The 16,459-nt window shown below is 55.5% G+C and carries 12 protein-coding genes; 11 read left to right on the forward strand and 1 reads right to left on the reverse strand.

The features are described from left to right. The first annotated feature begins 284 nt into the window (after nt 1-284). The 3 genes from EL361_RS08920 (at nt 285) to EL361_RS08930 (ending at nt 5,548) form a co-directional block, all read left to right on the forward strand. Complete coding sequence (locus EL361_RS08920; protein ID WP_126378668.1) at nt 285-1,436, forward strand: HD domain-containing phosphohydrolase; 1,152 nt, start codon at nt 285-287, stop codon at nt 1,434-1,436. A 414-nt stretch (nt 1,437-1,850) separates the two neighbouring features. Further along, nucleotides 1,851-2,432, forward strand: coding sequence for a substrate-binding periplasmic protein (locus EL361_RS08925; RefSeq protein WP_232034921.1), 582 nt, complete (start codon nt 1,851-1,853; stop codon nt 2,430-2,432). Nucleotides 2,433-2,632: 200 nt separating this feature from the next. Continuing rightward, the gene (locus EL361_RS08930) at nt 2,633-5,548 is read left to right on the forward strand and encodes a PAS domain S-box protein (RefSeq protein WP_126378672.1); all 2,916 of its coding nucleotides are present in this window, start codon (nt 2,633-2,635) and stop codon (nt 5,546-5,548) included. Nucleotides 5,549-5,559: 11 nt separating this feature from the next. On the opposite strand, the gene EL361_RS08935 is transcribed toward EL361_RS08930, so the two are convergent. Continuing rightward, on the reverse strand, nt 5,560-6,114 hold the full coding sequence (locus EL361_RS08935) for a chalcone isomerase family protein (protein ID WP_172961684.1): 555 nt from the start codon (nt 6,112-6,114) through the stop codon (nt 5,560-5,562). 452 nt (nt 6,115-6,566) lie between these two features. Here EL361_RS08935 and EL361_RS08940 point away from each other — a divergent pair, with 452 nt between their 5' ends. From EL361_RS08940 to EL361_RS08970, 8 genes are read left to right on the forward strand one after another with little or no spacing between them, the layout of a single operon-like run. After that, nucleotides 6,567-8,648: a hypothetical protein gene (locus EL361_RS08940; RefSeq protein ID WP_126378676.1), complete on the forward strand. Its 2,082-nt coding sequence runs from the start codon at nt 6,567-6,569 to the stop codon at nt 8,646-8,648. A gap of 10 nt (nt 8,649-8,658) precedes the next feature. Beyond that, nucleotides 8,659-9,186: a hypothetical protein gene (locus tag EL361_RS08945; RefSeq protein ID WP_126378678.1), complete on the forward strand. Its 528-nt coding sequence runs from the start codon at nt 8,659-8,661 to the stop codon at nt 9,184-9,186. A gap of 26 nt (nt 9,187-9,212) precedes the next feature. Then, entirely contained in the window at nt 9,213-9,731 is a 519-nt protein-coding gene (locus EL361_RS17070; RefSeq protein WP_172961685.1) for a hypothetical protein, read from the forward strand. Further along, complete coding sequence (gene pilQ / locus EL361_RS08950) at nt 9,724-11,325, forward strand: type IV pilus secretin PilQ (RefSeq protein ID WP_172961686.1); 1,602 nt, start codon at nt 9,724-9,726, stop codon at nt 11,323-11,325. Before EL361_RS17070 ends, pilQ begins: the two co-directional genes overlap by 8 nt. A gap of 11 nt (nt 11,326-11,336) precedes the next feature. Beyond that, the gene (locus EL361_RS08955) at nt 11,337-12,929 is read left to right on the forward strand and encodes an AAA family ATPase (protein ID WP_172961687.1); all 1,593 of its coding nucleotides are present in this window, start codon (nt 11,337-11,339) and stop codon (nt 12,927-12,929) included. Nucleotides 12,930-12,981: 52 nt separating this feature from the next. Beyond that, complete coding sequence (locus EL361_RS08960) at nt 12,982-14,688, forward strand: GspE/PulE family protein (protein ID WP_232034744.1); 1,707 nt, start codon at nt 12,982-12,984, stop codon at nt 14,686-14,688. Between the two features lie 13 nt (nt 14,689-14,701). Continuing rightward, nucleotides 14,702-15,931 (forward strand): type II secretion system F family protein, encoded by a 1,230-nt coding sequence (locus EL361_RS08965; RefSeq protein ID WP_126378684.1) that lies wholly within the window; start codon nt 14,702-14,704, stop codon nt 15,929-15,931. Nucleotides 15,932-15,976: 45 nt separating this feature from the next. Then, nucleotides 15,977-16,402 (forward strand): type IV pilin protein, encoded by a 426-nt coding sequence (locus EL361_RS08970; RefSeq protein ID WP_232034745.1) that lies wholly within the window; start codon nt 15,977-15,979, stop codon nt 16,400-16,402. The last annotated feature ends 57 nt before the right edge of the window (nt 16,403-16,459 follow it).

A 16,459-nucleotide genomic window follows, 5' to 3' on the forward strand; every position in this document is an offset into this window, starting at 1 on the left:
ACCGACTCGGAGCAGCCATCCTTTATAGCCAGTGACCGGGGGTTCGAATCCTCCCTGGCGCACCATAAGAATACGCAGGGCCACGGTTGCTCACCGTGGCCCTTTTCTTTGCCAACGACATCCCGCACAATCCGTTCAAGCCCCTCCGCTGCTCCACCCACTCCAAATAATCACCCCGCCCCACTTCTGTTCACCACAACTTCATGGTATTGGTGAACTTCCAGACTCTGAGACCATTTATGCTGATTTCCATAAGTCCACGATCAGCCAAGGGGCAAACGACCATGGGGAACAAGAAAATTCTCTTTGTGGATGACGACGAGAGAATACTGACCTCGTTCGAACGAACACTGGGCGGAGACTATGAGGTCTCCATCGCCACGGGTGCTGAGCAGGGGATTGAAATGCTGGGCGCCAAAGGCCCCTTCGCTGTCGTTGTGTCGGACCTCAAGATGCCGGGCATGAACGGGATGGATTTCCTGATCAAGGTCCACCAACAACACCCGCAGACCGTTCGCATCATGCTCACTGGCTACGCCGAACTGGAAACTGCCATCACGGCCATCAACAAGGGCCAAATCTTCCGTTTTCTGACCAAGCCCGTTGAAAACGAAACCCTGATCAACGTGCTGGACAGCGCCATCCAGCAATACAGCCTGATCCTGGCCGAAAAAGAACTCACGGAGAAAACCCTGCGGGGTAGCGTGAAGATGCTGTGCGAGATTCTCGCCCTTCTTCGCCCGGAGGTCTTTGGCCGCACCTCGCGCATCATTCCTTACGTACGACAGTTAGCCAAGGCTCTAAATGATGAAGACCCCTGGCTCACGGAGACGGCTGCGCTGTTGTCATCCATCGGTTACATCGCCGTACCCGATCAGATCCTGGCCCGCATCAACAAAAACCGCGAACTCAGTGCCGAAGAATTCAACCTGTTTTGTGGACATGTGGATGTTGCCAAAAAGCTCATCGCCAACATCCCGCGGCTGGAAAAAGCAGCGGAAATCATCGCCTATCAGGAAAAACGATACGACGGCATGGGCTATCCGGCCGACCAGGTGCGCGAAAACATCATCCCGCTGGGAGCCCGAATCCTGCGGGTCGTGCTGGATTTCGACAAGCTGAAAGGGACCTCCGTCTCCGAAGGCGAAGCCTACAAGAAGCTCAAGAATATGCGAGGGGTTCACGACCCCTCCATCATCTCCGCACTGGGCAGGATCATGGGAAGTGCCGCAAAATACCACATGCGCGATATTTCCGTTGAAAAGCTGGAAGAAGGAATGATTCTGGGAGAAGACGTTTTCATGAGCAACAATGAGAAAACCATCAAGGTGATGTCAAAGGGAGAAGAGGTTAGCAGCGTGGCGATCACCTACCTCAAGAAGTACCGGGGCAACCTCAAGATCAAAAACTCGGTAACCATCATCGAATCCCTGTAGGGGATCCACAAAATCCGCTGGAAACAGATCACCAGAAGAATCGTTTACCAGCAGGTCAAACGTCTTTCGCAAGCGCGCAGGCTAAAGAAGCACACGGTTCTCAAATGGATATGGCACTCAAGACCAGAGTGAGTTATCATGCATGGCAAACCATCAGCCATGACGCGCGTAGCGTCTTGAAAAATCATGCAGCTTCACTACAGGTATCTATCCATGGAAATGCAATCATTCCAAAGGATCTGCCTCAGAAAAATATACACAATTCTGACACTTGCCACCATTGCGTTCCTCTTCAGCACAGGAACCAACGCTCAGGAGACAACCCTCAAAGTCGCCATGGCCCACTACCCGCCATGAAAGATCATCAATGAAGACGGATCAGTCTCGGGAATTGACGCCGATATCCTGAACCGAATTGGCGAAAAGCTGAATATCAGGTTCGAATTTGTTGCATGCCCCTGGAAGCGTTGCGTCAGCATGATGAAGGATGGGCAAGTCGATCTCATCACCAATTTTGCCCTGACCAAAGAGCGACTGGAATTCAGCCATTACATCATGCCACCGTACGCCATCCAGCAGACCGTGCTCTATGTTCAGAAAGGAAACAAAGACCTCATTCGATCGTATCCCGATATTAACAAAAGCATCATCGGAACGGTCAAGGGGGCTCATATCTTCGAACGGCTCCATATTGACCCGCAAATCCAGTGCGTCGAGGTTACTCAGCAGACACAACTACTAGAAATGCTGAAAAACAACCGCGTCAGTGCCATCCTTGGCATTGAGACCAATCTCAACTACCAAATCATCACCGAAGGCTATTCTGGAATGTTCGAGAGAGCAGCGTACACTCCCCCCGACGCCTACGGCGTTCATTTTGCCATCTCAAAGCATTCACGGCACAATAACCTGGAGCCACAGATAGAACGCGAGCTGACCAATTTGCTCCAAGAAGGCGAAGTATCCCGTGTAATAGACAATTACATCCGGGAGTAGCCTGGATTCATTCACCTACTCATGGTGCATTGCGCCCGCAACGCCTCGACTCTCCCAATTCGATCGACAGCGAATAGCCACACTCCCACCACCAGCTCATCAGAGGACTGGCGCACCATCATTCTTTTGGTGTAAGATTCGCAACCATTATCCATTTGCGACAACATTTTACAACCGTCATTGACGGCGAACGGATACACATGACAGCGCCTGCAAACAAACAAATCCACAAGGAACCTCTGGACGAATTGCGCTCTGCCAAGGAGCGTATTCGGGCCTTGGAGAAATCTCTGTCGCATGAGAACAGCCAATTCCGTGTACTCTTCGACGGCATCGAGGATGCTGTCTTTGTTTTCCCCGTTCTCCCGGATGGAACACGAGGCCAATTCATTGATGTCAACGAGGCCGCCTGCAAACGCCTGGGCTACACCCGCGAAGAGATGCTGGGCATGTCTCTGACAGACATTGACGCGCCAGAGATTCAGCCTCTGGTCCCCTCTGTCGCAAATCGCTATGGCCTTACACCTACCGCCATCTTCGAAACCATCCACGTTGCCAAGAATGGAACTCGCATCCCCGTGGAAGTCAGTGCCCGAAAGTTTCAGTACGAGGGAAGCGATGCCATCATGGGGATTGCCCGCGATATCTCCATACGCAAAAGATCCGAGGAATTGCGCACACGGGCACTGCACCAAAGTGAATACACGCAAAACCTGCTCTTCGAAATTCTGAGCAAGGCAAATCGAGCAAAGAACTCTGAAGAATTGCTGGAATCCATTCACGACCTGCTGCGCCAGGAAATGGATGCAGACAATCTCTATGTCGCCATGATCAACAAGCAGCGGCAGACGCTGGAATTCATTTATTGCCGCGATGAGACCATCGATTCCTGCCCGGTTGTGGAAGACATCTTTGATCCCGAAAACAAAAGACTGTCGCTGATGCCCCTGCGTGAACAACGGCCTGTTCTCATCGGCAAGAAACAAATGCTGGAGATGATAGCTGCAGGAGATTTGCATGTGCATGGTGAGTTGCCGGAATCATGGCTGGGACTCCCGCTTCGGGTTAAAGGCGAGACTGTTGGCACCCTGGTTGTTCAGCATTACACCAAGGCAAATGCCTACTCGGACACCGAGGTAAAATTACTGGCCGCATGCTCCGAACAAATCGCCATCGCTCTGGAGCGAGGCATTCACGAAGACATCTCCAAGACTTCCAAGGACGTTGTCGAGCATATTCCGGCAGGCCTGTTCATCTACCAGTACCAACCACCTGACCGGCTCTATCTGGAATACGCCAACCCCGAGGCCGAAAAACTGACAAAAATCACCCTTACGGAATGGAAAGGCAAGGAATTCAATGAACTCTGGCCCCACGCCAACCGCATGGGCATTACCGAGTCCTTCCTCTCCCCCATCCGCACCGGACGTGACTACATCACCGAAGAAGTTAGCTATCAGGACAGCCGCATCAAGGGCGCTTACAAGGTCCGAACTTTCTTTCTGCCAGGCGACAGATTAGGCGTTACCTTTGAGGACATTACCAGACAAAAAATTGCCGAAGCAGCCATTCGCGAAAGCGAAGAGCAATACCGGGCATTCTTTGAGAGCAGTCACTCGGTCATGCTGATGGTGGACCCTCAAACAGGTGAAATCTACGACGCCAACCCTGCGGCCGAACGCTATTACGGTTATGAACGGGACACGCTAAAGACCATGACTGTCCCCGACATCAATCCTATGCCCCAGGAGCAAATAAGGGAGCTCATGTCCAAGGCAGAGCAAAATGGCCGATTGCAGTTCATTCTCAAACACAAACTGTCTTCCGGGGAATTACGCGATGTCGAAGTTTTCTCCGGCCCCATCGAAGTCAAAGGCAAACAGCTGCTTTTTTCCATTATCCACGACATCACGGAACGCACAAAGGCAGAAAATCAATTACAAAAGGCCATGCAATCCGCTGAGGATGCCAACCGGGCAAAAACGGAATTCCTGGCCAATATGAGTCATGAAATACGAACACCACTCAACGGTATCCTGGGTATGCTGCAACTCATGGAAACAACCGGTCTGGACAAGGAACAAGCTCAATACATCGAGAGCGCGCTGGCCAGCGGGCGAAATCTGACGTTGCTCCTCGGGGACTTGCTCGATCTTTCCAGAATTGAAGCTGGGGCAGCAGATCTGCTTCGGCATAAGTTCAAGCTCAGCGAATTATTGGAATCCATCCGTGCGACCTTCGACCTGATTGCCAAAGACAGGGGATTGGAATTCAGCATTCTCCTCGAAAATGACATCCCGGACACCATGGAAGGTGATGCCACCAGGCTCCGGCAAGTGCTGTTCAACCTCTTGGGCAATGCCTTAAAATTCACGATGTCCGGGAGCATTCGCGTCAGGATTTCCCGACTCACCCCCCCCGGACCTGATCAGTGCCGTCTGCTCTTCGAGGTTGCGGACACGGGCATCGGTATCCCCGATGACAAAATCAACAGCATATTCGATGCTTTCACCCAAGTGCAATCTGATTTGACCCGGCCCTATCAGGGAGCTGGATTGGGACTGCGCATCGTCAGGCGCCTGAGTGAACTGATGGGGGGAACGCTGGCCGTGGACAGCACAGTGAACAAGGGGACGACGTTCTATTTCAGCGTTCCCTTGTATTGCGAAACCTGTGAATCGACAGAGCCGGAAATTCAACCCCGTCAGTCACTCCCTGCCCCACGCCAACTTCGAATTCTCTTTGCCGAGGACGACCGCGTCAACAGTACCGCCATCGCCCATTTCCTGAAAAAACTCGGACACCACGCCGAGGGGGTCGAAAACGGCAGGGAAGCTATCAAAAAATTGAAACAGAGTGATTACCATTGCGTACTCATGGATATCCAGATGCCCATCATGGACGGCATCCAGGCAACCCAGGCGATCCGTGCAGACAATAGCCTGGGAGCCAAGACAAAAATCCCGATCATTGCCCTCACCGCCCACGCGCTGGTCGGAGATCGAGAGCAATTCCTCAAGGCGGGCATGGATGACTATCTTCCAAAACCCCTAGATTTTGATCTCCTGCGCGAAAAGCTGCTCAAAATCGGCGACAAGACAGATGCACCAGAGTAGCGAAGGATTCATCAGCCTCCGAGCATCGCCTCCCTGAAGGCCTTTCCCGGGCCAGGGTTGGGACCAATCCAGCAGGAGAATAACGCATCAGCAAAAGGCTTGCCTGGCAGCACTCCCTTGACGTCGCCTTTCACCTCAATACGAGTTCCAGTTCCAGGCTCGTAGGTCACAACAAGCTTGTCCCCTTCTGCAACATCGCTCATCCAGGCACACAGGGTCTCAAACTGCACCTTCAGCTGGACCGAAGCCTGGGGCGTATTCGCTTCCAATCCTTCCAGCCAGGCCTCATTGAGATCTTCGCGCCCCACGTTGCGCAGAAAATGCATCACCACCTGTCGCTGCGTATCGGACTGGAGCACCTGTTGACCATCGGTCATGGCCTCGGGCAGGTAGAGCCCCCCCACGTAAACCTTGAAAAAGACGACCTTACGCAACGCCAACCCATTGAGTTGCAACCGTTTGCCCGAAACCTGCACATCGTCAGGCATCACCACTCCAGCCAACTCACCAGCCATTGTCGAAGGCACCATCAACAAGACCATCATCATCGACACAATCAACCGCATGAGTATTCGCTCCTTATTATCGGTCTCACCTCGCCCACCCATAGTCCTCGTTTGAAATGACACGCATTCCTGAAGCCCCATAAGTGGAGCATTTACACGTTGACGAATCAAAATGGAATGCAAGAAAAAACACTGTCCAAAAACCCTCAACTCAATGGAAGGGAAAACCCTCCTCTTTGGTTATCACATACAGAGTATTCCACAGCCCAAAACAGCCACCACAGACAGGAGCACCCCAAAAACCCCTTTACCCCCAGTGGTCGCAGGAGATACCCCCAGTTATCCCCAGATCGCTCCCCACAAGAAATCTGGTTCTTCCCTATTGACGTAACGCAAGGAGTTTCCTAGCAGACTGTGTAGATAAGACAACACTGCCAGAGGTTTAGGGACCAAAGCGGCAGTGGACCGTATATGGCGGTCGCCATTGAGCCATTAGCATTGGGGGGAAATGCTTGTCGCCTTCTATCTCTTCGTCTTCCACAGAGAAGCTCCTTAAAGCCATCAAAGGCAAAAATGACGGAGCAATCCCTGGCAAGCAAACCGGTAGCAAAAGCTTCAGCCAATCCGGATTCCGGCTTGGTCAGAAACGTCGCTCGGGCAACAGCGCAGCCATCGGCGTGGATATTGCGCCGGACAGCCTTCGCCTAGTGAGGATTGAACGCACCGATCAAGGCCCCCGACTCTCCGGGTTCTGGAGCGTCCCCTTCGAAACCGGCGTCACGCCGGACTCGCCGGGATTTGCTGCGTTCCTGACCAACCAAATCAAAAAATTCAGAGGATCGGATAAGCAGGCCCAGATCTGGTCGCTGGTTTCCACGGCCCAGGCAGAGATGTGGCACGTCCGGGTCCCCAAGGTTCCCAAGTCCAAATTATCCGAGGCCGTATACTGGACCGCCATGAAGGAGAAAAGCTTCGATGCGAACTCCATGGTCATGGATTACGAGATTCAGGGCGAAGTCATGGACAAGGGAGTGCCCAAGATTCAGGCATTGGTCTACGTGGTTCCCAAAGAGGTATTGGACAAGGCCAAGACTCTGTTCGCAGCCGCTAGTATCAAACTCGCTGGTGTAACCATCTCCCCCATTGCCCTCCAGTCCCTGTTCCGGTCCGAACTGATCTCGGGCTGCGACGAAGTCTGCGCTGCCATCTACATCGGTCGCAATTGGTCGCGCATCGATCTGTTCTCAGAGGGTGATCTTGTCCTGTCCCGTGGAGTCAACACAGGAACTTCAAGCCTGGTTTCAGAATTGGCCGATGCCTACAACAGACGACTCACCACTCCCCCGGAACCTGAAGCAGCCGCTCCAGCCGAAATTGAAGCACCCTCTCCCATCGAACTTGAGATCGAGATCGACGAGACGCCTGCGACCGCAGAAGCACCCGAACCTGTCTTCGAGCTGGAATACCAGTTTGAGATCGACGCCGCCGACACAACTAGCCCGGCGCCCACAGAATCAGAAGCGGCGCCCTCCGCCGAGCCAGAACCCGCCCCTGCCGCCACGCCAAAGCAGCCCAGCGCACCCATCGACGAGGAACAGGCCCACGCGCTGCTGCTGGGAATCCTGCTCAACAGGGAAATCCCGGCAGGCACCCCTGGGGCAGACCTCAGCGCCGAGGCCCTGATTGATTTGGCAGGCCCGGCCATGTCTCGCCTCGTGCGACAAATTGAGCGCACCTTCGGGCACCATATGAATTCCCTGAATGGGGCACCGGTCCAGAAGATATTCTTCTCCGGAGACCTTTGCACCAACCGCCATTTCCTGGATGTACTATCCGCCCAATTGGGTATTGAATGCGTGTTGCTGGACCCGCTGGGCACACTGGGGACCAAACCTGGCGCACCCAGCGTACCCGACGAATCCTCCAGCCGCCTGGAGTTCAACCTCGTCTGCGGACTGGCCCTGTGCGACTCCGATGCAACACCCAACCTGCTGCATACTTACAAGGACAAAGACAAGGACAGGCAAATCATTCACCAGGGCAATCTGGTCTATGGCGTCTTTCTGGCGCTGGTTCTTGTCTTGGCCGCGACCTGGCTCTGGCAACAGAACACCCAAAAAGATCTGCAGACCGAACTGGACAATTACCAGACCGTGTTGGCCTCCTTCTCACCTCAGGTGGATGAACCCCTGTTGCTGACCATGGCCACCCGCGTCGGCAAGCAGCAAAAACGCTTGAAAGACCTCAGCACGAAATACGAAGGCCTCGCGGCCATCACCGAACTCGGCAACCTGACGCCCGAGGGCGTCCGCCTGATTTCCATGGGCCTTGAGCTCGGCGCACCGCCCATGTCCAAACCCGATCCAGACGAAAAGAAAAAATCCAAGCCCACTATAGAGTCTCCAAAGATCATGGTGCTTGACGGGGTGGTCCAGGGCGCTCCCGAAATGTTCGACGCCAAGTTGGCAACGTATCTCGCTCGCCTTCAACACTCGCCCCTGTTCAGCTCTCCCGTGGTGCACAAGCGTGAAGTCGAGCGCCTGGGAGCCAGAGGCGATGTCCTGCGATTCATCCTTCACATCAACATGAGCTAGGGGATACATCATGAAATCCATCTCCATCCCCCCACAGATTCTGGTCAAGCTGGCCATCTGCACCATGGTGCTGATTCTGCTCGTGTTGGCAGCCATCATTCCGCAGCAGCGGGATGTCGAGCGCAAGCGGCTGGACATTGAAGAAAGCAACCACGCCATGCAACGCCACAACGCCCTGATGCCCACCTACGCAAAGATGAAGGTCCAGCTGGACAAGGGACTGCCCACAGGCATCCCGGATGAACGGGAAGTACACCTGACTCAGGACAGAATCACCGAAATTTCTTCCATCCTGCGTGAACTGGCCAGCGATTTGGGCGTTATGGCCAACGCCATTGTCCCCGACCCGTCTTCCATTGCCACTGGTAGCAACACCATCTCCGTGGATTGTTCATTCCAGGGCCCCATGGAGGCTCAGCAGAATCTGCTTCTGGAGCTGGGAGCCCTGTCCTGCCTCGCGCATATCGAACAGATCACCATCCGCGAGGACCGCGCCCAGGCAAACATGCAACTCAAAGCCTGGCTGACGCTGGAATAGCGACCCAAAACCCGAGGATGAACCCGATGCCCAAGCGTCAAGCAATACTTCTAGTCCTAATGGGACTGGCTCTGGTTTACGCCGTATTTACTCTCATCGGCGGAGACACGGCCCAAACCGCACCCCGCACTACCACCAAGGACTTTGCGGAACTCGTGGCAGGCGTGCAAAAAGCCTCCGAAGTAAACGCCCTGACCGAGGTGGAAGAACATCGCATCGCCTTGCTCGGCGGTGAGCATTCGCCCGATCCGTTGCTCAAGCGCGACCCCACGCAGGCTGAAGCCGAATCTTCCGCCCGCCAGGGAGACTCCCGCTTCACCTACAGCGGCTACATGAGCATTGGCAGCAATCAGTTCGCCGTCATCAATGCCTCCGAATACACAGAAGGGGAACTCGTGGATGAGACCGGCTATACGCTGTTGTCCATCGCTCCCGACCACGTCACCCTCGAGGGCCGCAACGCCGAGACCGGTGTGGCGGACAAGGTGGCCATCCCCATTCAGGAAGACATCATTACCTTTGTCGAGGACAACAATAATGAATAAGCGCGTTGCCAACATCTCCCGAATCGTCCTGACCGCCATGCTGTGCCTTTGCCTGTTGGCTATTGCCGGCTGTAAAAAAGACACGACCGAGCGCGACCCCTTCTACGAAAAATGGAAGGAAATGGCCGAACAGTCCAAAGGCCACAGCCCCTCACCGCCGCAACGGGTAGCCCCCAGCGATCTCGTAGCCAAGGATATCGAGCTGGAACCTGAGCGCGAGTTGCCCTCGGTGATGATCGGTGGTCTCGACATGCGCAACGCCAACGTCGTGGCCGTGCTTCGCGCTCTGGGCAAGATTGCCAACCAGAGCATCATGGTCAGCCCCGGTGTGGCCGGCACCATCAACGTCAACGTCGAGAACCTGCCCTGGGACCAAGTCTTCAAGGGCCTGACTCGCACCCACGGCCTTGCCTGGGAATGGGAAGGGCAGATCCTGCGCGTGATGACTGCCGAGGACATGGAAAAGAACCTGAAGCTCGACCAGATCCGCTACCGCAAACCCCTGGTGACCACGGCCATCAAGATCAACTACGCCGACGCCGAACAACTGCGCGAGGATATGGAAAAACTGCTGGCCAAGGACGCCGAGGGCAATCCCCGCGGCTCCGTGGAAGTGGTGGAACACACCAACTCGCTGATCATCCATTCCGTCAAGGAAGATGTGGTCCGGTTCGCGGAGTTGGTGGACAAGCTGGACCGTCCCAGCGCCCAGGTCCACTTCAAGGCCTACATTGTGGAGACCTCCAGCGACACCGCCCGCGACCTCGGTATTCAGTGGGGTGGTGGGTATGCTTCGAGCAACCAAAGCGGGGCTTGGTCAGCCGGTGGTGGTGCTGACAACCGAGATGTCGACACGGGAATTGCAAATCCCACGCTCAATAATACGCGCCCTGGTGCGACCGGCTCCGCATATGCGATGAACTTCCCCGGTAACATCCCCAACGATGACGGAATTGGCGCGCAACTGGGGCTGGCATACGTCACGGCAAGCGGTAATGTACTGGAAGTACAACTGCGCGCCCTGGAAGAGGACAGCAAGCTGAACATCCTGTCCAACCCATCCCTGACCACTTTGGACAACCAGACCGCCTACACCGAAAACGGTGAAGAAGTACCCTTCGTGACCATCGACGAAGCCGGCAACTACGAGGTGGAGTGGAAGGACGCCACCCTGCGTCTGGAAATCACCCCGCATGTCATCGACGGCGTGAACCTGCGCATGGACATCAACGTCAAGAAGGACGAGGTGGACTTCACCCGTACCGTGCAGGGCAACCCGCTGATCATCAAGAAAGCCACGGAGACCAGCCTCATCAGTCGCTCGGGTGAAACGGTTGTCATTTCGGGCCTGAAGCGAACCCGGAACACCTCAGGGGGCGCAGGACTGCCCTACCTGAAAGACGTCCCCGGGCTGGGACATCTGTTCGGTAGCACAAGCAAGGGCGAAGAGCTGGAAGAGGTACTGATCTTCATCACCCCCACCATCCTGGCCGAATGGATTCCCGGCGAGGTTCAGAAGACCCTGGAAGAAGTCGAAACCGACATCAACGACGACATCGCCAAGGAACTGGAAGAAAAGGACAGCGACAACTAGCCGCGCACACCATGAACTACTTCGAAATTCTTGACCTCAGGATGGAGCCGTTCTCCAACTCACCCGACCCGGACTTTCTGTACCGGTCGCAGGGACACGAGCGCTGTCTGCACGAACTGGAGATTGCGCTCCGGCTGCGGCGTGGTCTGTCCGTGGTGCTGGGCGAAGTGGGGACCGGCAAGACCACCCTGTGCCGAGAGTTGATCCGCACTCTGGACGAAGACGAATCCGTCACCGCCCGTCTGTTGCTGGACCCAGGGTTCTCCTCTGCGCATGAATTGCTGGTGGTGCTGCACGAAATCTTCTGCGGCTCGGAGACCGAAGGACTCAGTGACTGGCAGCTCAAAGAGGCCGTTAAGGAAACCATCCTGACAGCAGGACTGGATCAGGAAAAAATCATGGTGCTGGTGGTGGATGAAGGGCAGAAAATGCCTCCCCACTGTCTGGAAGTCCTGCGTGAACTGCTCAACTACGAGACCAACGACCGCAAGCTGTTGCAGATCGTGATCTTTGCCCAGAGCGAATTCAGCGAGATGCTCACCGCCATGCCCAACCTCGCGGACCGGGTCAACGACCTGATCCGACTGGAACCGTTATCCCTGTCCGAAACCAAAGCCATGGTCCGCCACCGCCTGGACACAGCCAAGGCCGACTACCGCGCGCCCGAAATTTTTACATCCCTGGGCTATCTGGCCCTGCACCGAACCACTGGTGGCTACCCGAGACGCATCGTGCGCCTCTGCCACAAGGTGGTGCTGGGTCTGATCATGAAGGAAAAGCGCAAGGCCGGTTGGAAACTGGTCCGGGCCTGTGCCCGCAGAAACGAACTGGCTCCCAAAACCACACGACGCTGGCTGGCCCTGCCTGTAGCGGCAGCAATGGCCCTTGCCCTGTGGTTCGGTCTTCAGACATATGCCCCAGTGCTGCACGCACGGATTCAGCAGGTAATTATCCCCGCCTTACAACAGGTCAATCCAGCAGCCCTGGCAGTAGCCCGGACACCAATTCCGGAGCCTGTACTCCCGAAACATGCCGAAAAACCTGCTGTAGCCCAACAACCCAAACGTTTCGTGACTGTTCAACCCGTTGCCGAGGTAGTGCCGCCGCAAAGTATTAGCGAAGCGACGCCACCTTCACCCGAAAACATCGTCGAACAACCGTTCATACAGATGCTGCTAGGCCAGGTGACCGCAGTCCGTTATGAGAGTCTTTCCTCATTGATCAAGGCCATCTATGGCCGGTTCGATCCAAGCCTGCTGGAAACGGTACTCAAGGCCAACCCGGGTATGACCGACCCGAACCTGCTCCAGGTCGGGCAGCGAGTAAATTTCCCCACGATGGAAGTTGGTACAGCCCCTGCTTACTGGGTCCAACTGGACGACAAACCGGAATTGAGCGAGGCCATCAAAATCTGGCGCACCCTGCCCGAAGAGACAAAGCCCCGGATACTGCCCCATCTGGACGCCGCAGGCTCGCGCCGTTTTGCCATAATCTCTGATGAGCCCTGTCTTTCGGAACACGAGGCACGCCGGATTCTGGCGCAAAACCTGCTGCCTGGAGCCACACTGGCAAGCGGCAACGCACTGGTCCGATTACAATGGTAAGAAGCCATGGGCAAACGAGTTTCATCCTGCGAAGCAGGTCAAAGGAAATACGATGAGAATCACCAATAGAAAACGACTGGGCGAAATGCTCGTGGAAGCGGGCATCATGACCGAGGAGCAACTGATGGGGCATCTGCCCGGTCAGAAGCAGAGCGGCATGAAGCTTGGCGAATATCTGGTGCATAACGCCGTGGTCAAGGAACACACCATCCTGGACCTGATCAGCGGCCAGATGAACATCCTGCGCTACAACTCGGACACTCATCCCTTTGATATCGCGGTGGCGGAGCTTGTTCCGCTGGAACTGGTGCAGGAACATCTGGTTGTCCCGGTCAGCCGCAAGGGCCGCCTGCTGTATGTAGCCACGGCAGACCCCATGGACATTGACGCCCTGGACGCTGTGGAAATTCACACAGGGCTGGAAGTGGAACCACTGATCTGCTCGGAGAAGGAATTCGAAAGCCTCTGCTATTCCGTTTACGGCATCTCCTCGGACCTGGATCAGGTCATGGAGGGCGTGGACGACGGGGGCGTGGAAACCGAAGACGCAATGTCCGCTACAGAATCCGAGTTCACGGTGTCCTCGCTTCAGGAAATGGCGGACGAGGCCCCGGTGGTGCGCATGGTCAACTCCATTCTCTCCCAAGCCGTGCGCGACGGAGCCAGTGATGTGCACATCAGCCCAGAAAAGGACTACGTCCAGCTGCGCTTCCGCGTGGATGGCAAATTGCGCGAGGTCCCGGCTCCGCCCAAGAAATATTTTCTGCCCATTGTCTCGCGCCTGAAAATCCTGGGCAACATGGACATCGCCACCGCCATGATCCCACAGGACGGACGCTTCTCGTTCAACTACGAAAAGCGCGAAGTGCATGTACGTGCCTCGACCCTGCCCACCATCTATGGCGAAAACATGATCCTGCGACTGCTGCTCAGAAACGGGTCCGGGCTGACCCTGGATGATCTGGGCATGATCGAGGAAGATCGCGACAAACTGAAGATCGCAGTGCAGCGGCCATACGGCATGATCCTTTCCACCGGCCCCACGGGCAGCGGCAAGAGCACCAGCCTGTATGCGGTGCTCAGGCGCATCAACCAGCCGGACATCAATATCATTACCTTGGAAGACCCGGTGGAATACCGAGTGCCCAAGATCAGGCAGGTGCAACTCAACAAGAAAGCGGGCATGACCTTTGCCAGCGGTCTGCGTTCCATCCTGCGCCAGGACCCGGATGTGATCATGGTCGGTGAAATCCGTGATGCAGAGACCGCGGGCATCGCCGTGCAGGCCGCGCTCACAGGCCACCGCCTGTTATCCACCATCCACACCAACGACGCAGCCGGGGCCGTCACCCGTCTGACAGAGATGGGTGTCGAGCCCTTCCTGGTGGCCTCCACCCTCTTGGTTTCTGTTGCTCAGCGGTTGATCCGCAAGGTCTGCCCCCACTGCAAGGAAGCCTACGAACCTCCCACCGCCGCTCTGGAAGCCATGGGCATTTCCCCCAACGGCCATACCTTCTACCGCGGTCGAGGCTGCGCCCAGTGCAACCAGATTGGTTATCTGGGCCGAGTGGGCCTGTTCGAGATTCTGCCCATTGATGACATGGTCCAGTCCATGATCATGCAGCGGGCCTCGGCACGGGAAATCACCCGAGCGGCCGTGAAAGCTGGCATTCTGCGTACGCTGAAGGAAGACGGGGCGTCCAAGGTCATCGCCGGAATCACCACCCTTGAAGAAGCCGCTTCAGCGGTGTTGATCTAGGCAGGTCGGTACAATGAATTACAAGTACAAGGCCATCACCGACAGCGGTTCGCCCGTGACAGGCACCATTGCCGCAGAAAACGAAGCCCAGGCCATGCAACTCATTGCCGCCAAGGGCTACATCCCGCAGAACGTCAAGGCGGGCGGCAAGAGTGACGCTGGCGATGAGCCAGAATGGCTTGAGGCCATCAACCGCAAGCTGGCCAAGGTAAAAGCCCCGGAGCTGATGCTGTTCACCAAGCAACTACGAACCATGCTGGATGCGGGCCTGCCCGTAACACGGGCTCTGGATGTCATGGAACAGCAGAGCGAAAATAAAAAGCTCAAGCATGCCGTGATCAAGATGTCCCAAAACATTCGCCTGGGCTCAACCATGCACCAGGCCTTTGCCCAGCACCCGGAATGCTTTTCTGAACTCTATATCAACATGATCCAGGCCGGAGAGGTCAGCGGCAACCTGTCCGACGTCATGGAACGGTTGGCCTACCTCATCGACCACGAGCACAAGGTCAAGAGCAAGATCAAGTCGGCGATGACCTATCCCATCATCGTCGTCATCGCCTTGCTCGGCGCCTTCACTTTCCTGTTGGGTTTCGTCATCCCTCAGTTTGTGACTCTCTTTGCTGGTGCGGGCATTGAATTGCCTTGGCCTACAAAATTATGCATCACCATGAGCGAAATGCTCTTTGCTTATTGGCATGTCGGCGTCCTTGGCATCATCGCATTTATTGCTGGCCTGGCCATTTATTGCAAAACTCCGACGGGACGCTTTCAACGCGACACACTTTTCTTACGAATCCCGATCATCGGCCCAGTATTACGGAAAGCAGCCATGGCCCGTTTTTCCAGTATCTTTGCCATCCTCCAGTCCAGCGGTGTCAGTGTTTTGAATTCCGTGAGCATCATCTCGCGCACCATCGGCAACGCCGCCATCTCTCGCGAATTCGACAATCTGGAGTCCAAGCTCATGGAAGGCCGCGGAATCTCAGGGCCCCTGCAATCAAGCAAACATTTCACGCCCATGGTCATCAACATGATCGCCATCGGCGAGGAATCCGGGAATCTAGACGGCATGCTTCAGGAAGTGGCCACCCACTATGACTACGAAGTTGAATATTCCGTAGGTAGAATGTCCGAGATGATTGGTCCTATCCTGGTATTGAGTCTGTCTGGCGTGGTGGGGTTCTTTGCCCTGGCCATCATGCTGCCCATATTCGAACTCACAAAGATGACAGGATTATAATGCAATCGCCCCCTTGCTGCCCAAATAACAAGAGGGTCAAAATATATGGAAAAACAAACAAATGACCGTTCCGACGGTCCCAACAAGGAGCAACTCATGACTCAGAACAACAAGAGGAAAAAAAGCGGTTTCACCCTGATCGAACTGATCGCCGTACTGGTAATCCTCGGTATCCTGGCTGGATTCGCCATCCCAAAATACGCTGATCTGCGGACGGACGCTGAAGCTGCCTCCATGGACGGTGTTGGTGCAGCGGCTCTGTCCCAGTGCAGCATCGAATACGGTTCCCTGGCCATGGCCGGAACCACTCCGACCTGCGCTCTCATTGCCACTGCAGCTGCCGCAGACATGCAGTATGACACCGTCAAGTACTCCGTCGCTTGGGCAAGCACTGACACCACTGTCACTGCAACCGTCACCTATACGGGCGGCACGGCTACACCCAAGGTTTACACGTGGACCATGCCCTAAACGAAACCGTTTCACCGGGTGCGGCAAAGCCGCACCCGGTAACCCAACCAAGAGAAA

Origin of the sequence: Desulfovibrio ferrophilus, assembly GCF_003966735.1 — a bacterium.
GTDB lineage: Bacteria > Desulfobacterota > Desulfovibrionia > Desulfovibrionales > Desulfovibrionaceae > Desulfovibrio_Q > Desulfovibrio_Q ferrophilus.